The sequence below is a fragment of the Citrobacter sp. T1.2D-1 genome (assembly GCF_950098555.1).
In the GTDB taxonomy this organism is placed as follows: Bacteria; Pseudomonadota; Gammaproteobacteria; order Enterobacterales; family Enterobacteriaceae; genus Citrobacter_A; species Citrobacter_A telavivensis.
In genome coordinates this window covers 422,552-445,772 of the sequence record NZ_CATNHH010000001.1, presented here as the reverse complement: position 1 = coordinate 445,772, position 23,221 = coordinate 422,552, and the positions used below count along the sequence as shown (strand labels likewise).

At 54.9% G+C, this 23,221-nt stretch carries 22 protein-coding genes; 3 read left to right on the top strand and 19 right to left on the bottom strand.

What is annotated here, in order from left to right:
- Positions 1-33: 33 nt before the first annotated feature.
- The 6 genes from QQZ17_RS02135 to QQZ17_RS02110 form a co-directional block, all read right to left on the bottom strand.
- Complete coding sequence (locus QQZ17_RS02135) at positions 34-291, bottom strand: DUF3343 domain-containing protein (RefSeq protein ID WP_152401962.1); 258 nt, start codon at positions 289-291, stop codon at positions 34-36.
- Complete coding sequence (gene yjiL, locus QQZ17_RS02130; RefSeq protein WP_152401964.1) at positions 288-1,055, bottom strand: putative 2-hydroxyacyl-CoA dehydratase activator YjiL; 768 nt, start codon at positions 1,053-1,055, stop codon at positions 288-290. Before yjiL ends, QQZ17_RS02135 begins: the two co-directional genes overlap by 4 nt.
- Positions 1,056-1,064: 9 nt before the next feature.
- Complete coding sequence (locus QQZ17_RS02125; protein WP_152401966.1) at positions 1,065-2,216, bottom strand: double-cubane-cluster-containing anaerobic reductase; 1,152 nt, start codon at positions 2,214-2,216, stop codon at positions 1,065-1,067.
- Between the two features lie 96 nt (positions 2,217-2,312).
- Positions 2,313-2,552 (bottom strand): DUF2164 domain-containing protein, encoded by a 240-nt coding sequence (locus QQZ17_RS02120; RefSeq protein ID WP_046487156.1) that lies wholly within the window; start codon positions 2,550-2,552, stop codon positions 2,313-2,315.
- Between the two features lie 9 nt (positions 2,553-2,561).
- Positions 2,562-3,845 carry a DUF445 domain-containing protein gene (locus tag QQZ17_RS02115; RefSeq protein WP_152401968.1) on the bottom strand — a complete coding sequence of 428 codons (1,284 nt, stop codon included), beginning with the start codon at positions 3,843-3,845 and terminating at the stop codon, positions 2,562-2,564.
- A gap of 50 nt (positions 3,846-3,895) precedes the next feature.
- Positions 3,896-4,822 (bottom strand): LysR family transcriptional regulator, encoded by a 927-nt coding sequence (locus tag QQZ17_RS02110; protein ID WP_152401970.1) that lies wholly within the window; start codon positions 4,820-4,822, stop codon positions 3,896-3,898.
- Positions 4,823-5,046: 224 nt separating this feature from the next.
- Between QQZ17_RS02110 and QQZ17_RS02105 the strand changes: the two genes are divergently transcribed.
- Both QQZ17_RS02105 and metC read left to right on the top strand, forming a co-directional pair.
- Complete coding sequence (locus QQZ17_RS02105; RefSeq protein ID WP_152401972.1) at positions 5,047-6,285, top strand: dicarboxylate/amino acid:cation symporter; 1,239 nt, start codon at positions 5,047-5,049, stop codon at positions 6,283-6,285.
- Between the two features lie 25 nt (positions 6,286-6,310).
- Positions 6,311-7,501, top strand: coding sequence for a cystathionine beta-lyase (metC, locus tag QQZ17_RS02100; RefSeq protein ID WP_152401975.1), 1,191 nt, complete (start codon positions 6,311-6,313; stop codon positions 7,499-7,501).
- A 33-nt stretch (positions 7,502-7,534) separates the two neighbouring features.
- On the opposite strand, the gene mdtM is transcribed toward metC, so the two are convergent.
- The 10 genes from mdtM to ilvD all read right to left on the bottom strand — a co-directional run bounded on the left by mdtM (position 7,535) and on the right by ilvD (position 19,467).
- Entirely contained in the window at positions 7,535-8,767 is a 1,233-nt protein-coding gene (gene mdtM / locus QQZ17_RS02095; protein WP_187697500.1) for a multidrug efflux MFS transporter MdtM, read from the bottom strand.
- A gap of 326 nt (positions 8,768-9,093) precedes the next feature.
- Positions 9,094-9,735: a LysE family translocator gene (locus tag QQZ17_RS02090; RefSeq protein WP_152401979.1), complete on the bottom strand. Its 642-nt coding sequence runs from the start codon at positions 9,733-9,735 to the stop codon at positions 9,094-9,096.
- A gap of 48 nt (positions 9,736-9,783) precedes the next feature.
- Positions 9,784-10,599, bottom strand: a complete 816-nt coding sequence (locus QQZ17_RS02085) for a helix-turn-helix transcriptional regulator (protein ID WP_152401981.1) — start codon at positions 10,597-10,599, stop codon at positions 9,784-9,786.
- 119 nt (positions 10,600-10,718) lie between these two features.
- The gene (locus tag QQZ17_RS02080; protein ID WP_152401984.1) at positions 10,719-12,242 is read right to left on the bottom strand and encodes a UxaA family hydrolase; all 1,524 of its coding nucleotides are present in this window, start codon (positions 12,240-12,242) and stop codon (positions 10,719-10,721) included.
- Between the two features lie 17 nt (positions 12,243-12,259).
- Positions 12,260-13,318, bottom strand: coding sequence for a mannonate dehydratase (locus QQZ17_RS02075; protein ID WP_152401986.1), 1,059 nt, complete (start codon positions 13,316-13,318; stop codon positions 12,260-12,262).
- Positions 13,315-14,664 (bottom strand): MFS transporter, encoded by a 1,350-nt coding sequence (locus tag QQZ17_RS02070; RefSeq protein ID WP_152401988.1) that lies wholly within the window; start codon positions 14,662-14,664, stop codon positions 13,315-13,317. Before QQZ17_RS02070 ends, QQZ17_RS02075 begins: the two co-directional genes overlap by 4 nt.
- A gap of 60 nt (positions 14,665-14,724) precedes the next feature.
- Positions 14,725-15,489 (bottom strand): HpcH/HpaI aldolase family protein, encoded by a 765-nt coding sequence (locus QQZ17_RS02065; protein ID WP_235922360.1) that lies wholly within the window; start codon positions 15,487-15,489, stop codon positions 14,725-14,727.
- Positions 15,489-16,385 (bottom strand): NAD(P)-dependent oxidoreductase, encoded by an 897-nt coding sequence (locus QQZ17_RS02060; protein WP_152401991.1) that lies wholly within the window; start codon positions 16,383-16,385, stop codon positions 15,489-15,491. The genes QQZ17_RS02065 and QQZ17_RS02060 overlap by 1 nt, the downstream gene beginning before the upstream one ends.
- A gap of 11 nt (positions 16,386-16,396) precedes the next feature.
- Positions 16,397-17,701, bottom strand: a complete 1,305-nt coding sequence (locus QQZ17_RS02055) for an FAD-dependent oxidoreductase (protein WP_152401994.1) — start codon at positions 17,699-17,701, stop codon at positions 16,397-16,399.
- A gap of 50 nt (positions 17,702-17,751) precedes the next feature.
- Positions 17,752-19,467, bottom strand: a complete 1,716-nt coding sequence (ilvD, locus tag QQZ17_RS02050; protein ID WP_235922359.1) for a dihydroxy-acid dehydratase — start codon at positions 19,465-19,467, stop codon at positions 17,752-17,754.
- Between the two features lie 270 nt (positions 19,468-19,737).
- Between ilvD and QQZ17_RS02045 the strand changes: the two genes are divergently transcribed.
- Positions 19,738-20,451 (top strand): FadR/GntR family transcriptional regulator, encoded by a 714-nt coding sequence (locus QQZ17_RS02045; protein ID WP_152401996.1) that lies wholly within the window; start codon positions 19,738-19,740, stop codon positions 20,449-20,451.
- 36 nt (positions 20,452-20,487) lie between these two features.
- Here QQZ17_RS02045 and QQZ17_RS02040 read toward each other — a convergent pair whose 3' ends face one another.
- The 3 genes from QQZ17_RS02040 to QQZ17_RS02030 are packed head-to-tail and all read right to left on the bottom strand — an operon-like array spanning position 20,488 to position 23,220.
- Positions 20,488-21,207, bottom strand: a complete 720-nt coding sequence (locus QQZ17_RS02040) for a serine aminopeptidase domain-containing protein (RefSeq protein WP_152401998.1) — start codon at positions 21,205-21,207, stop codon at positions 20,488-20,490.
- A 3-nt stretch (positions 21,208-21,210) separates the two neighbouring features.
- Positions 21,211-22,329 (bottom strand): mandelate racemase/muconate lactonizing enzyme family protein, encoded by a 1,119-nt coding sequence (locus tag QQZ17_RS02035; protein ID WP_152402000.1) that lies wholly within the window; start codon positions 22,327-22,329, stop codon positions 21,211-21,213.
- A 9-nt stretch (positions 22,330-22,338) separates the two neighbouring features.
- Positions 22,339-23,220: a D-hexose-6-phosphate mutarotase gene (locus QQZ17_RS02030; RefSeq protein WP_152402002.1), complete on the bottom strand. Its 882-nt coding sequence runs from the start codon at positions 23,218-23,220 to the stop codon at positions 22,339-22,341.
- Position 23,221 lies beyond the last annotated feature (1 nt).

Genomic DNA, 23,221 nt, shown 5'->3' with positions numbered 1-23,221 from the left:
ATTGCAGAGTGAAATTTATCGCGGTTTAGCGGGTCAACGCGCTGGCGCATCGAAGGTTGCCACACATTGCCAGTCGCCCGACTCAAGGCGGTAGATCGATTCGGTGTGACCGGGGATCACCCACCGCTCTTCTTCTCCGGGCTGGCAATGCAGGTAGACACACAGCCCGCAGCCCCCGCGCAACTGGCGGGGAATATCAGCAACCCGAAAGGTCATGCCTGCGGCCTGCAACGCTTTGCGGGTCTGAATCACGCCCACCGTCGAATGAAACAAAAACAGGTATTCCGTCATTCGCGCTTTCTCTGCCGTTGACCAATCAGCGCCGCGCCAATGGCACCGGCAAACTGCGCGTCAGGGTGGGTGTGTACCGGGATGCCGACATGGCCTTCCAGCATATGGGCAAAGGCCGCGCAGTGGCTGACGCCGCCGGTAAACAGCAGCGGACCTTGTGAGGAGAGTCGACCAATGAAGTTGGCGCTGCGCCGCGCCATTGCGTTGATCACGCCCGCGAGGATCGCTTCCGGAGCGATACCCGCAGAGCGCAGGCTAATCACTTCGGATTCGGCAAAGACGGTGCACATGCTGCTGATGGCGTGCGGCGCAACGCCGGCGGTAATGGCGTCGAGTTGCTCCACGCTGGCGCCCAGGGTACGCGAAATGACCTCCAGAAAACGTCCGGTGCCCGCTGCACACTTGTCATTCATCAGAAAGTCGGTGAGGTTGCCGTCGTCATCCAGTTGGATAACCTTGCTGTCCTGTCCGCCAATATCAATGACCGTGCGGGTGGCGGGAGCCAGTAGCCGCGCCCCCAGTCCGTGACAGGAAATTTCGGTTACCTGCTTGTCGGCAAAATCAACCAACTGGCGACCATAGCCGGTTAAGGTCAGGTACGGTCGCGTTTCCAGACCTTGTGCGAGAACGTCCCAGGCCTCGCGGATGGCGTCGGCTGGTCGGAATGGCGTCGGGCACAGGAAACGGCGCTGAATCACGCCGCCTGCCAGTAAGATACCTTTGGTCGCCGTCGAGCCGGAATCAATCCCTATCGAATACGTCACGCCTGTTCCTTACAGCATTTCAATAAAGGCCGCGACGCGGGTGCTGAGTTGGCCGATATCCGAGGTGGAGTAGTCGGTTTCAATGGCGATATAAGGGAGGTTGTGCTGCTGACGAACATGACGCTTAATGGCCAGTGACTCAACGGCATAGGTATGACAGGCCTGCAAAATCACATCCACCACGCCGTCGGCCTGGTACTCTTCCACCATTTGACTGAGCAGCGTCAGACGCTGTTCGTTTGGAGAGATGCACGAACAGCCGATGGCGAGATATTTATCGGTGAGCGCGTCATAGACGTCGCCGGTTTCCGCAACGCACTGCTCGGTCGCCTTCGCGCCGGTGCAGTTTTCGTATCCCACCACCCAACCGCCGTTGTCTTCAATGGCGCGCACCACTTTTTCTGCCGCCCCGCCAATCGGGCAACCGGTGATCAGAATGCGCGGACGGGCGTCCAGTCGTTTGCCATCTTGCCACGCCTGGCGCACCCGCGCGGTCATGCTGTTCAGTTCGTCAATGAGGGCTTCTTTATCAAAGCGGAAGGTTGCACCGTACACCACTTTCAGGATATCGCTGCCGCTCAATGCGGGGGGATTAAGCTGCCCGAGACGATAGAAATTCGCCAGCGCGCGACGTTCACGGTTTTTGAGGACAATGGCTTCACGCAGCGCCGCTTCAGTTACCGGCGTCCCAAAGCGTGCTTCCACGGCCTGTTGCAGGCGCAGAATTTCTGCTTTCCACAGTGTGCGTGAGGCGGCATCCTGGCTGCTGTTTGGCAACTGCATGACGTGAACGGCTTTAAACTCAGCCATGTACTCGTACATTTTCTTTTTGCCGTCGCAGGTGGTTTCACCCACCACTAGGTCAGAAAAGTAGAAATAGGGGCATTTGTCGGTTTTGCCGAAGCCGTAGCTACTTTTGATCAACGGGCAGAGGTTGCGCGGCAGATCTTTTTCGGCCTCTTCGATGGTTTCATCGGACGTTGAGCACAGCGAGACCACCACCGCTCCCGCCGCCATCGGGATCTCCTGCGGCATGAAGGTGCAATAGGTCCCCACCAGCGGGATACCCTGCTCTTTGAGATCCATCACGGTGAGAAAGCCTTTCTGGCGGGCTTCAGAAAACTGGTCGAAAATGGCGGGTAGATCGGTGATAAGCGACATGGATTTTCCTTCCCCGTGACACGGGAGATGTTAAAAGTGTTCGCATTATAACCATGTCATTATTGTGGGTTTATTGATCTCCCGCCAGGTAAGGCACTATAAAATTTTCTTCAGATCCATCTCTTCCTGGATGCGCTCGCTCCAGGCAAGATGCGTGCGAATCGCCTCCTCAATGCCCGCGTTGTAGTACGCCGGACCCAATTTTTCGCTAATAAAATCAATAAAAAACTCGGCGTCGAACTGTTCCAGCTCCAGTTCGAAATGATCGCGGCAGTAGTCTCTGAGCGCCTCGCGCAGACCGTCGCGTTCCGCCGGGGACAGGGTAATGTCAGCCATTTTTTCTCCTTAAAAAGTGGGCAGTGCGGGCAGTAGTGAGGGGATTTGCGACAACAGATATAACACCAGCCCGATAGTCCCGCCCACCAGCGTGCCGTTGACGCGGATAAACTGCAAATCTTTACCGATGTTGAGTTCAATTTGCCGCGACATATCGCGGGCATCCCAGCTTTTCACCGTGTCGCTGATGTGGCGGGTCAGGAAGGCGGCAAACTCCGGTGCTACCCGATGGGCGGCCTGCTCCAGATGGCCGTTGAGCGAGGCGCGTAGCGCATCGTCGGCAACCAGCGTTTCGCCAAACCACTGTCCGGCATGGGCGATTCGCTGTTTCACCCGGGAATCCTCGGCGTTGATATCATTCTTTAACCACTGGCGTAAATCCGCCCACAGCTCGCCGAGATAGCGGTTAAAGGCATCATCTTCTTTCAGGTAATCCTTGATGCTTTCCGCCCGGTTCGCCATCTCCGGATCGTTTTTCAGTTTGTCGATGAGCATAAAGGTGGCGCGATCGAAGGCGTGGCGGATCTGATGCGCGCGATCGTGGCTGATGTCATCAAGCAGCGAGTTCACCGCCTCTGACACCAGTTCTGCACTGTGCTCGCCCAGCCACTCGGTGGGCAGAATTCGGGCCTTCAGCGGGTGCTCGGTCTCCAGCCAGTGGACGATTTGCCGGGCGATAAAGGTTCTGGAACTGTCGCGCTGGAGGAGCGCTATCAACTGGGCGATCAGCGTGTCGAGCAACTCCTGATGGCGATCGTTTTTGGTCATGCTTTCCAGCATCAGGGCGCTGGTGCCAGAGAGATCGACCTTATCAATTGCCTTATGCACCGCACGTTTTAGCAGGCGCTGGATACGGGCATCATCGGTCAGCTCCAGAAAACCACTCATGATCTGCAACAGATGCTGCCCGATCCGCTGGGCGTTTTCCGGCTGGCTGAACCAGTTGCCAATCAGTAGCGCGGGCTCATGGCGGCGGATTAGCGCGACCAGAGACTGGGTATCGAGGAATTTCTCCTGCACGAACTGACCCAGGTTCTCGCCGATCCGGTCCTTATTACGGGGAATAATCGCCGTGTGCCGAGAAATGAACGGGAGGGGGACGCGGCGAAACAGCGCCACCACCGCAAACCAGTCCGCCAGCGCACCGACCATCGCCGCCTCGGCAATGGCTTTGATCCCGCTGACCCAAAAGCCGGGCGGCAGGAAGAGGGTGACGACGAACGTGGTGGCAGCGATCAGCAGTAATGAGAGCGCCAACAGTTTGGCGCGTTTGAGTTCAGCGATTTTATTCATAGGGTTAAGGATAGAGCCAGACGGGGGGATCGTGCAAAAACAACCGGGGATCAGCCGGGGATCCAGTTGTCCCACGCCGGCAGCGTCCCTAGCTCTGCGACCAGAAAATCAATAAATGAACGCACCTTCGGGTTGCTGTATTTGCTGGGGAAATAGAGCGCATAAAGGGTGTGCGTTTCGCAGGTGATGGTGCCGTCGAGCATTAGCGGGGTGATCTCCTCTTTCTGAATATGATCGCCAATCAGATAGGTGGGCAGATAGGCTACGCCCTGATCTTCCAGCACCGATTTCAGCAGCACCAGGCTGCTGTTGGCCTGGATAGGCATATGCAGTTTCAACTGATGCAGGCGATCCTGCTCGTCGGCAACCTTCAGAACGGGGGTCAGGCCGGGGTAAACCAGACAGTCATGATTCACCAGATCGGTACGCCGTAGCGGCATTCCTTTTTTCGCGAGGTAACCGGGAGACGCGCAGTACGCCCAGCGGATAGGCACCAGTTTACGCATGGCATAGTTTTGCGGTGGCGCGGTGGAGATGCGCAGGGCGATATCGAAATCCGTGTCGTTCAGATTGACGAAGTTATCGTTGAGATCGATATACAGATTCACATCCGGGTACTGGGTGCGATATTTGTCCACCAGATTGACCAGTCGGGAATAGCCGAAGGCAATCGAACAGGTAATGCGTAATTCACCCTGCGGATTGTGATAATAACCGGAGGTGGTATTTAACGTTTCATCAAACTCTTTCAGTAATTTATTGGCCCGGTTAAATAAATATTGCCCGGCGTCGGTCAGGGTAATACTGCGGGTCGTGCGCTTAATTAATGTGGTCCCCAGCGTATCCTCCATTGCCGCCAGACTTTTACTGACCGCCGACGGCGACACGTTAAGTTGCACCGCGGCTTCAGATAATCCTCCGCAGTCCACAATCCGGACAAAAAATTCTAAATGCTTGAGAGAAATGGGTGTGCTCATTGTTTCCTTTTACTCACAAGTGATTTGCAAAAACGGTACGAATAGGCCGTTACATTGGGTTTTGAAACATGTAACTATTGAACCACAGGAAACGACCTACGCACAAAATGAAAAAATAACAACTTAAGTGAGTTGCGTCACAAATAGTAAGGAGGCAAAAACAGAACGTCGCCAAATTGTGAATTTACTCTCATTTAATTCCATTCTTATAAAAGGTACCGATTATGTGGACACGACTCGAACCCTACAAATCGTCAATTATTTTATTACTTGCTCTGGTTGCAGGTGGTTTATTAGGGATTTACGCCCCCGCGTTTGCCAGTAAACTCCAGCCGATAGGTCAGATTTTCCTGAACCTGTTATTTATGATTATCGTTCCGCTGGTGGGAATCAGCGTAATGTCCTCCATCGCCAGCATGACCGACCTGAAACGTTTAGGGCGAATTATGGCGATTATCTTTATCGTTTCCATCGCAATGGCGTTTATTCCTGCTGCCGGTATCGTGGCGTTAGCCCTGTGGTACAACCCGGCGCAGGGGGTCACCATCGATCTTTCGCAGTCCGTGCAGGCGGGCAGCGGCAAGATGGACTTTGTCAGCATGATCACCACCAACGACTTTATTGGTCTGTTTTCTAAGTCGAATATCCTCGCGCTGATCGTGATGGCGATCATTGCCGGGATCGCGATTGGTCAGTCAGAACAGGCGGGCAAACGCATTGCCTCGCTACTGGAAGATGCCAACACCGTCATTATGAAGATCGTATCGATCATCATGAAGGTCGCGCCGCTGGGGCTTGGCTGCTACTTTGCCGCCACGATGGCCAGTCAGGATTCCGGACTGCTGCTCACCTTTGCCCGGGCGATTGGCCTGTTCATGGTTGCCACGCTGGCTTACTACATTTTGGGTTCTATTCTTTACTCTTACATTGGCGGCGGCATACCGGCAGTGAAAGCCTTCTGGCGTCACGCTATTGAGCCTTCCGTGACGGCGCTGGGCACCTGTTCTTCGTTGGGAACGCTGCCGGTGACGCTGCGCGCGGGCAAAGCGATGGGGATTAACCCGGAAATTGTCGATGTCTCGATCCCGCTGCTGGTCAACCTGAATAAGGGCGGCGTGGCGATGATCGCGGCGCTGAAGATAGTCTTTATCTACTCGGTGCTGGGGATTCCGTTCACGACGGAAACCTTCTTCCTGACCATGCTGATCGCCGTGCTTTCCGCGATTATCGTCGGCGGCGTGCCGGGTGGGGCATTCCTTGGGGAGATCTTTATCGTCACTACGCTGGGGCTGCCGATGGAAACCATTCCTATGTTAGTGGTGCTGGGCACCATTACCGATGCGCCGGCGACGCTGATTAACGTGATTCATGATTTGAATGCGGCACAAATTGTAGAACGCTTCTCCGGGAAAAAATCGGTGAATGCAGAGATAGATGCGACGGCTACGGTAGCCGAGGTTTAACGCAGAATTAAGGATAAGAAAAGTTATGAAAGATTCAGTGAAACTCGAAACCCAGTTGATCATCGCCGGACGCGATAAACGCTATACCCAGGGTGCGGTAAACCCGGTTATCCAGCGCGCCTCTTCGCTGGTGTTTGATACCGTGAAGGACAAAAAATTCGCCACCGCCAATCGCGCAAACGGCGAGTTGTTTTACGGTCGCCGTGGCACTTATACCCACTTCGCGTTCCAGAAGGCGATGAGTGAACTGGAAGGCGGCGTCGGCTGCGCGCTTTACCCGTGCGGCGCGGCGGCGGTGACAAACGCGATCCTCGCGTTTGTACAGAGCGGCGATCATCTGCTGATGACCGGCGCGGCGTATGAACCGACACAGGATTTCTGCAATAAGATCCTGAGTAAATTCAACGTCGAAACAACGTACTACGATCCGATGATTGGCGCCGGGATTGTCGACCTGATCCGCCCGGAAACCAAAGTGGTGTTTCTTGAATCACCGAGCTCGATCACGATGGAAGTTCAGGATGTGCCGGGAATGGTGAAGGCGATCCGCGCGGTGAATCCGGAGATCGTCATTATGATCGACAACACCTGGGCGGCGGGCGTGCTGTTTAAGGCGCTGGACTACGGGGTGGATATCTCGATTCAGGCGGGGACTAAATACACGATCGGCCACTCGGATGGCATGCTGGGAACGGCGGTGTCCAATGCGCGCTGCTGGGATCAATTGCGCGAGAACTCGTATCTGATGGGGCAAACGCTGGATGCTGATACCGCGTATAACGGCAGTCGTGGCCTGCGCACGCTGTCGGTGCGCCTGAAGCAGCATCAGGAAAGCAGTATTCAGATTGCGCGCTGGTTGTCAGCACGAGCGGAAGTGGCGCGAGTAAATCATCCGGCGCTGCCGGAGTGTCCGGGGCACGAATACTTCACGCGTGATTTCAGCGGCAGTTCCGGTCTGTTCTCGTTTGTGCTGAAAAAACGACTGACGGATGAGCAGTTAGCGAACTTCCTTGATAACTTCTCTCTGTTCCATATGGCTTATTCGTGGGGCGGGTTTGAGTCGCTGATTCTGGCAAACCAGCCGGAGGAGTTGAACAGTATTCGCCCGGCCGGAGATGTCGATTTCAGCGGGACGCTGGTGAGGGTGCATATCGGTCTGGAAGATGTCGGCGATTTGATTGCCGACCTTGAAGCCGGCTTTGCCCGCATCGCGTAAAAAGTCACAGGCCCCGCATGGCGGGGCCTGATTTTACTTCTCTGTTGCCAGCTCCGTTGCCTGATACTGACGCACCCGCGCTAACAACCCTTTCAACGTGAATACCACCGCCACACCCGCAATCACCGCCAGCAGGTGAAACGGGATCCTGCCGCCGTTAAACCACAGTCCACGCCCGATTTCGACGGAAACGGCCATGACCGCCAGGATAACCATGTTCAGCGAGGCTGACACGGTGCCTTTCGGCAGATTGTTGGTAAACAGCGTGAAGCGAAACAGCGTCGGGAAGATAAGCCCGATACCAAACGCATACAGGCTGGTGCCCAGTACCGACCACAGCCACACGTGAGGCCAGAAAAGGTTCCCGGCAATCAGGACAAACAGGCCGCTGAGTTGAATCGGCACCGCACGCCAGATAAAGCGTGGGTCGGTCGGATCTTTCACAAAACGTGCAACGACCATGTTGGCGACGATCACCGCACCAAATACCGGGACCTGCACCCAGGCGAACTGTGAGGAACTCATGCCGCCCGCGTCGATCAGGATCACCGGGGAAACGGCGACCCAGCTCATCATCGGGATGTAGCTCAGCGAGATCGTGGCGACCCCAAAGAGGAACACGCGGTTGCGAAAGACATCACGGAAATCGCGTACGACACCGATCGCGCTAAATGGCACCGCACCGCGCTGGACCGTTTCCGGCATCGCCAGCAACAGGCCCATAAAGGCGATAAAACCCATCACCGCAATAATGGCAAACAGCACTTTCCAGTGGACGAAGTGCATCAGCGCCGCGCCGGAAAGCGGGCCGATGATCGGCGCCACCAGCACGATAGAGGTGATGATCGCCATCAGCTTGATGGCTTTTGTCTGCCCGAACGCTTCCTGCACCGTGACATAACCGACCGTCGCGATAAAGCAGATGCTGGTGCCCTGCACCACGCGTGCCGCCAGGAACTGTGTCATTGAGGTGGTGAACAGCGTGGCGGTACAGGCGAGAGCAAAAATGAGCGCCCCCGTGACCAGTACCGGACGACGACCGATCCTGTCGGAAAGCGGCCCCAGCAGCCATTGCAGCGCCATCCCCCCCGCGAGATAAAGACTGACCGCTGCCGGTGCCAGACTGACATCGGCATCAAACTCTCTCACGACGTTGATGATGCCTGGCTGAATCAGGTCCGTCGACAGATAGGCGGCAAAATCGTACAGAATCAGCGCCATCGGAAAGAACAGCGTCGTGGCGTGCCGCTTGAAAAACTCAATAATCCATTGCATACAAAACGAACTCCATGTGGAGAACCCCTTAATGGGAACAACGAAATTCAATACTGTCACAGGGACATCAGGCAGAAAATAGAGAACAGCAGACTGCGGATGTACTGAATTTCATGTAATCAAAAGCACTGCCCATGGGGAATCACAGACAGGGGAACACATTCTGATCTGTGTCAGAATGTGTATCGATTACAAATGGTTATCAGCACATCACACCTCGGGAAAAGTAAGTTGAACGGAAAATATACACCTTAAGTGTCATTATAATTTGATGTTAGTCAATAGATTGAGCTGAAAACATTCCGCGCGCCAATGGTCTACGGGAAGAGAAAACGCCAGACGATCCCGCAGCCGAAGGCGATCAACACGGCCCCGGCAATGCGTTCGATCCACACGATCCCATGACTGAGCCGTCGCTGGACAAACGGCAGGCCAATTCCCATCACAATCAACAGATCCCAGCCTAGCACGACGCTGGTCATCCAGACGCCGCTGACGGCCTGCTGCAACAGCGTCACTGACGGGCCAAGCAGGGCGGTCATCAGCGCCAGATAGAACAGGGCGTTTTTCGGATTGAGCAGCGATGAACCCAGCCCCAGCAGCACCTGTTTGCCCAGGCCTGGACACGTGGACTGGGCATCTGCGCCCGTCAGCGCTTGCGGACGACTGCGTAACAGCAGACTACCGATCCACAGTAAATAGAGTGCGCCCAGCAGCGCGATCAGCGTGAAGAGCAAAGGATGCTGACGGAGAATTCCCCAGCCGGCAATCGCCAGCAGGATATAGATCCCATTACCGGCGGCGATCCCCAGACACAGCCCGGCGCTGCCGCGCAGTCGGTAGCGAACGGCGTAGCCCACCAGTAAAAAGAAATCTGGTCCGGGGCTGAGCAGCGCCACAAAGTGCGCCAGCGCCAGTGCGGGAAATGCTGGGGGAAAGAGTACAGACAACGCTTCCATAGTGACCTCAGTGTGCAAACCTGAGGTCACGTTACGCCCGGTGAAACGCTAATTATTGTCTGATATTGATCGTGCCCGCGCATACTGGCGCGGCGTGGCGGCGGTATAGCTGACAAAGGTACGGTGGAAATGACTCTGGTCGGCAAAACCGCTCTGATAGCCGACGTCGGCGATGTCGTCTCCGGCGCGCAGTCGCGTCCTGGCAAAATCGATCCGCGCGATGTTCAGATAGCTGCCCGGCGTCAGACCGGTGTCCTGCTTAAAGGTGCGGATCAGCGTTTCTTTACGCATGCCGAACTCTTGCGCGACGTCATCAAGCGACGGTGGAGAAAGCAAATTGCGTTGCAGTCGCGCTTTCAGAGACTGACTGGTCGCACGCGAACGCTGCGGATTTCCTGACTGCAAGGGGAGCGCGCGCAACAGGAGGCGGGCGGCATCGACAAGCGGTGCGGTTTGCCGCTTCTCCATTAACGCAACAAGATCCAGAAAGTGCTGAAAGCGTTGTGGGTTGCGGACCACCGGATTCGGTGCGAAGAGTGGTGTGTGGGGCGTCAGTTCGGGCAACTGAGCAAGGCACCAGTCGGCGTCAAGGTAGAGCATATGGTAGCTGCGAAACTGTCCGTCGACAGGGTTACAGCTGTGAGGCACCAGTGGCGGGATCACAATCAGATCGCCCACCTGCAGGCGATATTCTTTGCCGTGGCTGACGCAGCAGGTTTCACCTTCCAGAATGGCCCCAATAGAGAGTTGCGGATGATGATGACGCTTATAGGCCTGATGACTGCGCCAGGTGCTGCGCAGTTCCAGCCACGTAAGCCGTTCATCGCGCCAGAACGATTGCGGAATATCTCGGGTATGGGTCACGGTCAGCGCCTCCGACAAAGTGATGATTTGTTATATCACAGGCCGGGCGGTGAAAACGTATTGTCGTGACGTTATGTGGAGGATGACGGGCGGCATGTCAGGACATACCGCCCGATGTATTAAGCCAACACGCCAATCGGCCAGGGAACAAACTCGTTTTCCCCTAATCCCAGCGCTTCGCTTTTACTCTGTTCTCCGGAAGCCACCGCGATAATCTTCTCAAAAATCGCTTCTCCCATCTGACGCAGAGTGGCGTCTCCGTCAATGACGACGCCGCAGTTGAGATCCATATCCTCTTCCATGCGCTGATACATCGGCGTGTTGCTGGCGAGCTTCACGGTGGGTGCCGGCATTGAGCCGAAGCAAGAGCCACGCCCGGTGGTAAATGCAATCATATTGGCGCCGCCTGCGACCTGGCCCGTGGCGGAAACCGGGTCATAACCGGGGGTATCCATAAATACCAGCCCTTTTTGCGTGACGGGATATGCATAGCGGTAGACTTCCATCAGCGGAGAGTTTCCGCCTTTTTTCGCCCCACCCAGCGATTTTTCCAGCACGTTTGCCAGTCCACCGGCATTGTTGCCCGGACTCACCCGACCATTAATCTGGCAATCGCGCCCTTTGTTGTACTCCAGCCACCAGTTGATGCAATCGACGAGCTTTTGCCCGACTTCCGGCGTCACTGCGCGTGCCGTGAGGGTGTGCTCAACGCCGAAGATTTCGGTAGTTTCGGAGAGGATCGCGGTTCCACCTTGTTCCACCAGCAGGTCCATCGCGACGCCCAATGCTGGGTTCGCCGAGAGACCGGAGAATCCGTCGGAACCCCCGCACTGAAGCCCTACAGTCAGGTGCTCTACGGAGACAGGTTGACGTTTTACCGTATTCGCATGGGGTAACATGGACTCGACAATGGCGATACCTTCGTCAATGGTTTTTCGCGTACCGCCCGTATCCTGAATTACCAGTTTGCGCAGCATCGGGTTTTCTTCGAGTCCCATCTGCTCAAAAAATCCGTGAATATTATTACGCTCGCAGCCTAACGCGACGACCAGCGCACCGGCGGTATTCGGGTTGTTGATGTACCCAGCCAGCGTACGGCGCAGCAGATCCATCGGTTCGCCGGTCATTTCCATACCGCAGCCGAGTTCGTGGACGTAGGGGATAACGTTGTCCACGTTCGGCCATGCCTGCAGACGCTCGGGTGTAAAGTGCGCAGCAATTTTTCGCGCCACCGTTGCGCCACAGTTTCCGACGACAAACACGCCGAGAATATTGCGGGTTCCTACCCGACCATCTTCACGGATATAGCCGTTGAAAGTGCGTCGCTGCTCCGGCGGCACGGTTTTCACAGGGTGATAATCGCGGCTGAAGGCGTAATCACGTTGGAAATCTTCAAATACAATATTGTGGCTATGCAACCAGGTGCCAGCTGGCAGATCTTCCGGGGCAAAACCAATGACCGTATTGTATTTGAGGATAGGTTCATCCTTTTTAATCAGTCTGGTGGCCACTTTATGGCCCAGCGGCACATCCTGTAGCGTGACAATCTTTTCATCGACGATAGCGGTACCGGCAGCGATGGCGATACGGGCGACGACGACATTGTCTTTATCGTCAAGGCGAATGACGGGTGATTTAGTCATAGCATTGCTTCCTGTAATCAATGATTCGGATGGTCGGTTCGCGCTTTATCCAGCCCTTCCCACAATCCCTGCATGTAGGTAATTCCCAGTGCGCGGTCGAAAAGGCCATAGCCAGGAACACCTGTTTCCCCCCAAATCATGCGCCCATGATCGGGGCGGATATAGCCGCTGTAACGTGCGTCGTGCAGGGCGGCCATAATGGCGGCCATATCCAGCGAGCCGCAGGCGCTGGGATGGGCAGATTCATAGAAATCGCCGTTTTCGCTGACCTGAACATTACGGAAGTGCACGAAATGCACCCGTTCACGTTGGGTAAATTCTGCGACCATTGCCGGGACATCGTTACGCAGATCGCTGCCTAAGGATCCGGTACACAGCGTTAAGCCGTTGGCGGGGTCATCAATGATCTCCAGCAGGCGGCGGTGATCGTCGACATTTTTCAGAATGCGCGGCAGACCAAACAGAGGGCGCGGCGGATCGTCTGCATGCAGCGCCAGCTTAAGCCCGAGCGCTTTCGCCACCGGGATCACTTTATGCAGGAAATACTCAAGGTTTCGCCACAACTGCTCTTCATCGCAATGTTGGTATTCGGCGAGTAATTGCTGCAACTGCTCGGGGGGATATTTCGCTCCCCAGCCGGGCAGATCGATACCTTGGCGGGGATCAACGGCATCAATGGTGGCCTGATCGTAGGATAAGGTATTGGAACCATCGGGCAGGGGATAAGCCATATTCGTGCGCGTCCAGTCAAAGACCGGCATAAAGTTATAGCAAATCACTTTGATGCCGTTTCTGGCCAGAACCTGCAGGTTCTTACAATATTCATCAATCAGGCGATCGCGGGTGGGTTTGCCCAGTTTTATATCTTCATGAATACGGAAGCTGTCCACGACCTCAAAATGCAGCTGTCTGGCCGCTGCGGCTTGCTTAATTTCCTGTATTTTTTCATCGGACCAACGCTGACCCAACGGTAATTTGTAGAGCGAAGAAACGATGCCATACATTCCAGGTATCTGTCGAATGTAGTCCAGTGAGATAGGGTCTTCTGGCCCATGCCAGCGAAATAAGATTTTCATGCGTTGTTCTCCTGTATGGCGGTAGTATTTTCACGGGGAGCTATTTTCAGACGTTCAATTTTGCCGACAATAAACCAGTAACTGCAGACGGCGATGATGCCGTGGGTGCCGACAAAAACCAGCGCATTGGCGAACGAATTGGTTTCTTGCAGGATGTAGCCAATGACAACCGGGGTAATGATGCCCGCAATGTTGCCCAGGGAATTGAACAGGCCGCCGGTGGTACCGATGATCTCTTTCGGTGCGGTATCTGCAACGACCGCCCAGCCCAGTGAACCGAAACCTTTGCCGAAGAATGCGGCGCTCATCAGGAACATGACCATCGCTTCTGAACCGACATAGTTACAAAGAATCATGCTGGCGCTCATGGTCAGACCGATGGTGATGGGCACTTTACGTGCCAGGCTCAGATTGTTGGTTTTACGCAACAGCCAGTCTGAGAAAAAACCGCTCAGTATGCCGCCCACCAGACCGCAAATCGCGGGCACCGAGGCCATAAATCCGGCCTGTAAGATCGACATGCCGCGCTCTTTCACCAGATAAATCGGAAACCAGGTCATAAAGAACCAGGTGATCGCGGAAATACAGTACTGACCAATGAAAATGCCGATCAGCATCCTGCTTTTAAACAGTTGCGCGATCTCCTGCAATCCGGCACGTTTACGTTCATCTTTCACGCTGGTAACGGTATCCAGTTCAACCAGCGCGCCACCTTCTTTCAGATATTCCATTTCTTCACTGTTGATCCCGGGATGCTTAGTGGGGACGTGGAAGAACTTTGACCAGCAGAAGGCAATCACGATGCCAATGACCCCCATCACGATAAACACGTGATCCCAGCCGAAGGCATGGCATAACCAGGCCATCAGCGGCGTGAAAATGGCGAGGGATGCGTATTGCGCGCTGTTAAAGATGGCACCGGCCACGCCGCGTTCCTGAGAAGGAAACCAGGCGGCGATGATACGTCCGGCAGAAGGACCCACCGGGGACTCGCATACACCCAGCAGGAAACGCAGGATTAGCAGGGCAGGGACAACAAACGTGATATAGCTGACCAGTCCCATCAGGACGGTCATAACCGACCACAGCAAAATACCCAGGAACATGGCGCGTTTTGAGCCAATCTTATCGGCCACCCAACCGGCTGGCGTCATACTGATGACGTACGCCCAACTGAACGCGGAAAAGAGATAGCCTATTTCCACGGCGGAAATACCCAACTCTTTTTGCATCTCTGGCCCCGCAACGGATAGCGTGGCGCGATCGCCAGTGGCCAGCGTTAACACCAGGGTTATCATAAACAGGATGTAATAGCGGGCATGCGTTTTATTATTTTTAGTGCTCATACTGCACTCTCCAGTTCTGACTTTCTGAGTCAGACGATGTTGTAGGGTAGTAAAGGCAAATTAGTTATTTTTGATTTGTAAGTAGTGTTTCGCGCCGTTTACCATATGCGGGGTGATAGCCGTCACCAGGTAGTTGGCGCCCCAGCTTATGGCTTCTGCCGCGCGTTCCGGTGTACCAACATAGGTTCCGGCGATGTTGCCACTGGCAGCGATTTTGCGGATACAGCGCTCAATGGTGTCCAGTACATCACGATGGTTCAAATCATGTCCGTAACCCATTGATACGGCTAAATCTCCCGGGCCGATGAAATAAACGTCAGCCAGTCCCGCAGCCAGAATGTCATCCAGGTTCTCTACCGCCTCCACGGTTTCAATATGTACAGACAGCACCCGCGCCGCGTTGGCTTCTGTCAGATAACGCGCTTTATCCGCACACATCCCGTAATTCGCCGAGCGTGGCAGGAAGGCGACTCCGCGATCGCCCTGTGGTGGAAACAGCGTTGGCCGACTGGCGAGGCGGGCATCTTCTGCGGTATTGACCAGTGGGACCTGTACCCCGTCAGCACCGAAATCCAGCGCTTTTCTTGTGTATTCGGCGCGGTTGTACGGAACCCGTACCAGACAGGGCACCTGCTGGCTGTGGGAGGCGCGTACCATATCTTCTACTGTCTCAGGATTCATATTGCCGTGCTCGTTATCGATAAGCACAAAATCAAATCCCATTGCGGCAGTAAATTCCGTCATCGCGGCAGAAGGAAAGGTGACAAAGCAACCGTGTAATGGCCCCTCGTGGAGCCGTTGTTTAAAATCCGGGAAACGCATCATTAGCTCCTTGCCTGTACTTCGATGCCGGAAAGCTGCTCAAAGACTTTGATAATGTTTGAATGGTCTTCGTTTCCTGTACCCTGTGCCATGCACGTTTTGTACAACTCACGCACCAGGCTGGCGATCGGCATCGGGGAGTCAATCCCCTGACTTAGTTCCATCGCCAGATTGAGATCTTTGTACTGTAAGCGGGTCATGAACCCGGGGGCGAAGTTGCGTTCCAGAATCAGGTTCCCACGGATATCCAGCGCGCCGCAGCGTGCGTAGCCTGCGGAGAGCACTTCCACAATTTTTGCCGGATTCACGCCCGCCTTGGCACCCATGACCAGCGCTTCACCCAGCGCGGCCATAGTGGCGGCGGCCAGCACCTGGTTGCAGGATTTCACTACCTGACCTGCACCGTGTTCGCCCACGTGGGTGACGCGACTGCCCAGTACATCCAGGATTGGTTTGCACTGTTCAAACACCTGCGTGTCGCCGCCCACCATGATGGAGAGCGCTCCTCCTTTCGCCCCTTTGTCGCCGCCGCTCACCGGGGCATCCAGCATATTCGCGCCCAGCGCTTTGATCTTCTCCGCAAAGTTGCGGGTGGCGAGGGACGAGATGGTACTCATGTCGATAATGACTTTACCTTCCCGTAGCGCAGGCGCGAGGCCATTTTCCCCGAACAGCACATCTTCAACCTGTGGCGTGTTGGGCACCATGGTGATGGTGACTTCTGCCGCTTCCGCCACGGCACGGGCAGAGGTCTGACCGATGGCGCCATCGCGGGCAATCTCTTCCACATCCTGCGGCACAATGCTGTAGGCATGGACGGTGTAGCCTGCTTTCAACAGGTTGCGCACCATTGGTTTGCCCATAATGCCCAGACCAATAAAGCCTAAAACTGGTTTCATGCGTATCACCCTTAATAAGTTTGGTATTCAATAATGCTGCGTAATTCCGCAACATCGATTTCATCGAAAGCGCAACAATCCCGATGACTCAGATATGCCGCTGTGCCTGCGGCATATCCGGTTAAAAAACACTGGGCGGTCACTCTTGCCGAAGCCAGTGCTTCATGTTCTGCACAGAGCGTCCTGCCCGCAGTGATAAGGTTAGGAACGTCCTCTGGCAGCAATGTGTCATAGGGAATGTCATACCAGTCGTTGTCGAGATAGAACATGAAGATGCCGTCCTGCCCGTGTGCTTCAATGCACCATGCGCTGCTGGCAACGGCTCTCTGACTTTTTTTCGCCTGAAAGACATCGTCATTAGACAGGCAACGTTGACCGTCGATTGTCCGGCTCTGGCGGATGCCGATTTGCGCCGCGACATCGTTGAGCTGGGCATTTTCGAACCCCGGAACCCATGCGCGCAGAAAACGCTCATATTCACGTACCTGCTTGCGTCCTTGCTGCTCGGCAAAGGTCAGATCTTCCGCGCAGGTCGCGTCAATCGGTCTGCCGTCGTCGCGTAAAATGCTGGTGACGTTACACATCACTTCACCGGGACGTGGGGAGGGCAGCAGATAAATATGCTTGCGCGGCAGGTGATACCCCTTGGCCTGCGCGGCTTCCACCCACGTTTCCAGTTGAGCCACCGGATGGCCGATGCCACGTGCGATATCGACATTACCCATGCGGAATACCATTGTGGGGTACTGCACCATCCCATTACGTCCGCAGGTATAAGGCACCCCGGCTTTTACGCACAGGTCGCCATCGCCGGTGGCATCGATAAAACGGCGCGCGGTAATCAACTGCCGGCCGTTTTTATTCTCAATAATCACTCCGCGTAGCTGATTGCCTTCCATCACCACGTCGGTGGCAAGGGTGTGAAACAACACCTTAGCGCCGCTGTCAGCCAGCAGATCGTCGGCAATCTCTTTCCAGGTATGTGGTTCATGAACCACCAGACAGGTCTCGCCAAACGGGAAGGGATCGCTGACGGCGCCGCGATGTTTCAGATGCTGGTAAAACTCACCGGCAAAACCGTGCACTAACTGCTCATGAGGACCTTTACCCGAGGTAAATAGCCCGCAAATTGCCCCTGACATGCCTGCGGTCGCCATACCACCGCAAAAACCATAGCGTTCGATCAGCAGTGTCTTTTCCCCGGCGCGCGCAGCAGCGGTGGCTGCAGCAACACCGGTTGGACCACCACCCACAACCAGAACTTCAACGTCGTATGCGACGGGGAGTTCATTGGCGGCTTCGTGCCAGATTTGCATGATGTATCTCCTCGCGATGTGGGTGAACGCTCACCCACATTCTGAAATGATTAATCGACGTTTTTCGCGTGGATGCGGCGTTTACCCAGCACCGCGCCCTGCGCAATCGGCTGTACCAGTTGCGCATATTGCGACAGGTAAGTGCCGCTGCCGCCGCCGAGAGGCAGTGGTTTGGGTTGCCACTGCGCCAGCCGGGTGTCGATCACCTCCTGCGGCACGTCCATATTGATACTGAGATCGACGAAGTTGATATGTACGGTCTCACCCTGTTCGATCACCGCCAGTGGCCCGCCAGCAGCGGCTTCTGGCATCAATTGACCGACGATAATGCCGCGGTTCAGACCGGAAAGTTCGCCATCGGTGATTACCGCGACATATTCTGCGATCCCTGCACCGTTCAGCGCCGCCACGAAACTACAGGCGAATACTGTGCCGGGGCCGCCCGCTGGCCCCATGTTGCGCAGGACAATGACATCGCCTTTCTGGATCTTGCCTTCACCCAATGCCTCAATGGCGTCGTCTTCGCCTTCGTAGATATTGGCTGGGCCGGTAAACTGTTCCAGTTCACCCGGTACGGCGGAAAGTTTGACGATGGCACCATCCGGGGCAAGATTTCCGCGCAGGATTGCCACGCCAGGGCGCTGGCTGACCGGGTTATCCAGGGTGCGGATCACCTCATGGTTTTTCACCACTGCGTCCTTAATGTTCTCGCCAACGGTTTTTTGCGTGACGGTAAGTGCGTCCAGATTGAGGAAATCGCGCAGTTGGTTCATCACTGCCGTCGTGCCGCCTGCCGCTTCCAGATCTTCTGTGCGGAATGGACCGTTAGGGCGAACAGAGGTCAGCAGCTTGATGTTTTTCCCGTATTTTTCATACAGGCGGATGACATCGATCGGCAGTTCGGCTTCGGTGGCGATTGCCGAGAGGTGACGAACGGTGTTCACTGAACCACCGACGGCCAGCACCGTCATGACCGCGTTCTGGATAGCCTTTTCTGTGAGGATCTCGCGCGGCAGAACCTGCTGTTGGGTCAGTTCAACAATGCGTTTCCCGGCTGTCTGCGCGTATTCTTTCACTTTGCGGCCGTTGGCCCAGATCGGCGAGTTGCCAGGCAGCGTCATGCCTAATGCTTCAGCCACGATATGCATAGAGTTGGCGGTACCCAAACCGGCGCAAACGCCCGGTGACTGGATCGCGACATCGGTCATATCGGTCAGATCTTTCTCGCTGATTGTTCCGGTTGCCAGGGCACCCACCTGCTCGTAAACGTCATCAATATCGAAGAACTGATCGTCGAATTTTTCGTTTGAGCACTTGCCGCCCACCTGGTAGCCGCAGGTCAGCAGCAGGGAAGGTACATTCAGTCGAGCGGCTGACATCAGGTGTGCCGGCGTGGTTTTATCGCAGGAGGAGAGACAGATCATGCCGTCCAGCACTGCGCCTTCCATCATGCATTCCACTTCGTTAACCATCAGGTCGCGGGTCGGCATCAGATACCGTGCTTTTTTCCCGGCGCTGGTCACAAAGTCACTGGGTGCAACTGTGCGCACTTCAAACGGTAATCCCCCAGCGTCACGGATCGCTTGTTCAACGATCCGGCAAAGTTCGTCCAGATGGATATAACAGCAGGAAAGCTTGTTGGAGGTATTGATGATCGCGATCTTCGGTTTATGCATGTCTTCTTCGCGGATCCCCATGCTGCGCCATTGCGCACGACGTACTGCCCAGCGGGTCGATCCCGGCTTAAAATTGCTTCTGTACATCATGAATTCCTTAATCGGGTTGTGGTTTTATGGTTTCGAATATCCTCCAATTGGGTTGGTTGTCCAACCAATTTTTAAATAAAGTGCAATATTGGTCACAAAACGAGGGTTTTTACGCCTTTTTGAACGTTGGGGAAGGAAATGGAGGGTACTGAACAACCAATAATGATATAGTGGTCCATCCAATTTTTTCGATACAGTGATTGAGTGCGATGTTGTACACAGAACGCGACCGATCGCCTGTGTGATACGTCGTTGGGAAGAGGTAACGGTATGCCGGATAAGAATAAATTCACGATGATCCCCATTAAGCGCACGGACGTTTTTCAGACGATCATCCAACACATCACTAATTTACTCGACAGCAAACAGATCAAACCCGGTGAGCGCTTGCCATCCGAGCGCGAGCTTGCCGAGATGCTCAATGTAAGCCGCACCTCGGTGCGTCAGGCGCTGAAGGTACTCGAATCGTCCGGACGTATTGAGACGCGCGTGGGCAGCGGAACCTTTCTGACGGAACCGCCGGCGGTGTCGCTCAGCGATACCCACAGTCTTTCAAGATTGATCGAAGGCGGGGTGACAAAAGAGTTCTTGCGTAATCTGATTGTGGCGCGGACGTCGATCGAGCGAGCCATCTTTGAAGACTATGCCTGGCGTGCCAATAAGTCGGGAATTAACCAACTGCGGGAGCTTATCGATCTCAACCGGGAAAAATTCTCGCGTCAGGATTGCGATGATGATGACAGCGCGCTGGATCTGAGTTTTGAGAAAAAGGTGGCCCAGTTGGGCGGCAACCCGATCCTTATCAACATGCAGGAGCAGTTGCACCATTTATGGGTGCTGGCATGGCGCCAGTATGGTTTCACGCCGGAGCAGACTGAAGTACTGCATGAAGAGCACTTAGCGATTATGGACGCGCTGGCGGCGAAGAACTCAGCGCGCGTTGCCGATCTGATCGTCCAGCATGTGGATAAAGAGATCGACTGATTGCGCACAAAGCCCGGTGATACCGGGCTAATCGAGTTAAATCGGTAAGGATTGACGGAAAAACAGGAGGCCTTCTTCCACTGATGACTGCGTGATTTTGTGCCCTGCCTGTGGATCGATGACGCAGGCTAGTGAATCACTGTTGATAGCCTCCCGGAGACGTTCGGTATACCTTACGTCGACAATCGTATCTTGCTCACCGTGCCAGAGAAAAAGTGGTCTCTGAGCCAGAATGGCTTCTTTTCCTGCGACGTCGTAAGGGGCCAATCCGCGCAGGCAATCTGCAATCATGTTGCCTGAAGGAGGATGAATTTCAAGGATGGCGTCGGTAAAATAACCGCTTGCCATATAGGCGGCTCCGGCCTGAATAGCCGGATAACGTGCCATCGCCCCCAGAACGGCAAAACCGCCCATTGAAGTACCTAGCAAGCCGAGTCGAGAAATATCGCCCAGATTATCCTGCTGACATGCTGCGATTAATACGGGAAGCTCATCCAATGTATGTTGCAGGATCTGCCAGAAAGAGGCGGCGCGAAGCGTTGCATCATCCTTCACCCCATGCAGCGCCGCCTGTGGGCAAACCACGCTGTAACCTGCCTTCGCGAGCATATAACCCAGATTGGCATCTAACTCGCGGGAGGCCATAAAGCGATGAAACAGTACAATGAGCGGTCTGCGACTGACACTACCATCTGCTGGACGAAACCAGAGCACCGGCGTGTTGGCAATCAGACGGTCAGAAATAACAATGTCCATCTTTTATCCTTTCGCAATCAGATGGCGTTCTAGTACGTCGATATCAGGGGTAAAGCCCAGACCCGGCGCATGTGGCAGATCCATCACAGGTTGGAAATGCATAAACGGATGCAGGGTTTGTTCAAACATCAACCATGGTACTTCCAGTGGAACGGGTTTTGGCAACACGCTGAGCAGATGGGCGCTGGCAAGGAGTCCGGGACCATAATAAAAACAGTGTGGCAGTAGGCTAACGTTCTCATGCTTGCGTGCGTGTTTGATAATGTTCAGCACGGCAGTGATACCGCCAATTTTGGCGACACTGGGCTGTAATACATCTACTGCATTAAGCGCCATACTCAACGCAAACTCTTCGCTGTTGTTAAAGTTTTCTCCTGCGGCAACGCGTGCGCCCGTCACCTGACGCAGGTAACGGAGTTGGCTTACGTTTTCTGGTGGGAATGTCGGTTCTTCAACAAAGTCGACACCTGCAGCATGTAGTTGGGGGAGAATCTCTTCGGCCTGCTGCGCGTTCCATGCGCAGTTGGTGTCTACCATCAGAGTGACCTCATCCGGCAGCGCCTGGGCAACCTCCACAATAGACTGCGGATCTCGTTCGTGCAGTTTAATATGCCGATAACCCTTTTCAATTAAGGGATTAATACAATCCATGAGTTTAGCGACATTTCCGTCGAAACTGGCGAGGCTGGGATACAACTCAACCTGGGAGCGCGTGCCGCCGAGCAATTTCCACAGCGGCAGATTCTCTGCTTTGCCACGCAGATCCCACAGGGCGATATCCAGTGCGGAAAGTGCATACATCATTGCGCCGCCACGACCATAGCTGTGAAAGGCATAGTGTGCTTTCTGCATCAACGCCTCTATGTCGTCGCATTTTTCGCCTGTATAGAATGGGGCGAGTAATCCGCTTAACAGCGCCATACTGGCGGGGTTACAGGCGTGACCAAATGCTTCTCCCCAACCGGTAAGTCCGCTATCGGTTTCGACCCTCACCAGCAACGCATCCAGGGTGGGGTTTAGCGATCGCGCGGCATTAAAGAGACCTTCTTTATCGGTGGTGCGCGTCATTGTTGGCGTATAAGGCAGACGGACCAGAAAGCTATCTATGTTCGTAATACGCATAAAGTGTCCTTAATGATGAGAGAGCGCGAACTGCACACCCAGTGACGCAGGATGCTGAGGCATGCTGACAAGAGGGCGGTCGATCGCCGCCGTTTCCAGACAGACAAAGTGTTGCCAGCCGTCATCCGGTATGTCGCTTGTCTGTGCAGCCCGTTGCTGCCAGGGATTCCACACCACCACGTTGCTGTTATTGACATGGGTGAGCGTCAGGGTTCTGTCCGGCGTGACGAGTACCGTCTGCGGTTCCGCATAGGAACAGATCGTGCCAAATTCGCCATTCAGGGAGAGCGGCGATGGCAGATTCTGTCGCGGTTTCCCGGCAACGGTGTCGTAGCCTTGCGTTCCCACTCCGTGAATACGCGTAGCACGAATATCTGACGTCGCGAGATAGCTGTGCAGGGCCGCGGTGGTGCTGTAATTACCGTGGGCGATTAGCCGTAATTCGCAGATCTCTGCCGTGAAATTCAGCGTCAATTCCAGTTGAAACGTGTGGTTCCACCACTGACGCGTTTGCGGTGTGTCGCAAAGGCGCAACGTCAGAGAAAGGGAAGTTCTGGCGCTGTTGAGCGCCATTAACTGCCACGGCAGAATGCGGGCAAAACCGTGAAACGGCTCACCGCCGAGATCGGTGAACCACGGCCAGCAAACCGGCACACCGCCACGAAGGGGGACTCCGGCTTTAAACGGCGTGTTATCACTTAACCACAGTACAGAATTTGTTTGCCGCAACGGTCTCCAGGCGAGCAGATGCGCCCCCTGTAAGGCTACGGCGGCGTCGCAGTAAGGTGTCTGAATCACCAGAATTTCCAGTTCATCCATTTTCCGCCGGGTAATGCCCGGGCTGAGCGTTTCCAGCACCGGTAGAGCGAATAGCTGTTGAATTACGTTCATC

Excerpts from the sequence above, each read along its gene's own strand:
- QQZ17_RS02120 (WP_046487156.1), bottom strand. The coding sequence starts at position 2,552 with ATGGCTGACATTACCCTGTCCCCGGCGGAACGCGACGGTCTGCGCGAG.
- QQZ17_RS02065 (WP_235922360.1), bottom strand. The coding sequence starts at position 15,489 with ATGATGCGTTTCCCGGATTTTAAACAACGGCTCCACGAGGGGCCATTA.
- QQZ17_RS02075 (WP_152401986.1), bottom strand. The coding sequence starts at position 13,318 with ATGAAAATCTTATTTCGCTGGCATGGGCCAGAAGACCCTATCTCACTG.
- QQZ17_RS02135 (WP_152401962.1), bottom strand. The coding sequence starts at position 291 with ATGACGGAATACCTGTTTTTGTTTCATTCGACGGTGGGCGTGATTCAG.
- QQZ17_RS02040 (WP_152401998.1), bottom strand. The coding sequence starts at position 21,207 with ATGGACATTGTTATTTCTGACCGTCTGATTGCCAACACGCCGGTGCTC.
- QQZ17_RS02030 (WP_152402002.1), bottom strand. The coding sequence starts at position 23,220 with ATGAACGTAATTCAACAGCTATTCGCTCTACCGGTGCTGGAAACGCTC.
- QQZ17_RS02110 (WP_152401970.1), bottom strand. The coding sequence starts at position 4,822 with ATGAGCACACCCATTTCTCTCAAGCATTTAGAATTTTTTGTCCGGATT.
- QQZ17_RS02090 (WP_152401979.1), bottom strand. The coding sequence starts at position 9,735 with ATGGAAGCGTTGTCTGTACTCTTTCCCCCAGCATTTCCCGCACTGGCG.
- QQZ17_RS02125 (WP_152401966.1), bottom strand. The coding sequence starts at position 2,216 with ATGTCGCTTATCACCGATCTACCCGCCATTTTCGACCAGTTTTCTGAA.
- QQZ17_RS02115 (WP_152401968.1), bottom strand. The coding sequence starts at position 3,845 with ATGAATAAAATCGCTGAACTCAAACGCGCCAAACTGTTGGCGCTCTCA.
- QQZ17_RS02080 (WP_152401984.1), bottom strand. The coding sequence starts at position 12,242 with ATGACTAAATCACCCGTCATTCGCCTTGACGATAAAGACAATGTCGTC.
- ilvD (WP_235922359.1), bottom strand. The coding sequence starts at position 19,467 with ATGATGTACAGAAGCAATTTTAAGCCGGGATCGACCCGCTGGGCAGTA.
- QQZ17_RS02035 (WP_152402000.1), bottom strand. The coding sequence starts at position 22,329 with ATGCGTATTACGAACATAGATAGCTTTCTGGTCCGTCTGCCTTATACG.
- QQZ17_RS02070 (WP_152401988.1), bottom strand. The coding sequence starts at position 14,664 with ATGAGCACTAAAAATAATAAAACGCATGCCCGCTATTACATCCTGTTT.
- QQZ17_RS02055 (WP_152401994.1), bottom strand. The coding sequence starts at position 17,701 with ATGCAAATCTGGCACGAAGCCGCCAATGAACTCCCCGTCGCATACGAC.
- QQZ17_RS02105 (WP_152401972.1), top strand. The coding sequence starts at position 5,047 with ATGTGGACACGACTCGAACCCTACAAATCGTCAATTATTTTATTACTT.
- QQZ17_RS02045 (WP_152401996.1), top strand. The coding sequence starts at position 19,738 with ATGCCGGATAAGAATAAATTCACGATGATCCCCATTAAGCGCACGGAC.
- QQZ17_RS02060 (WP_152401991.1), bottom strand. The coding sequence starts at position 16,385 with ATGAAACCAGTTTTAGGCTTTATTGGTCTGGGCATTATGGGCAAACCA.
- metC (WP_152401975.1), top strand. The coding sequence starts at position 6,311 with ATGAAAGATTCAGTGAAACTCGAAACCCAGTTGATCATCGCCGGACGC.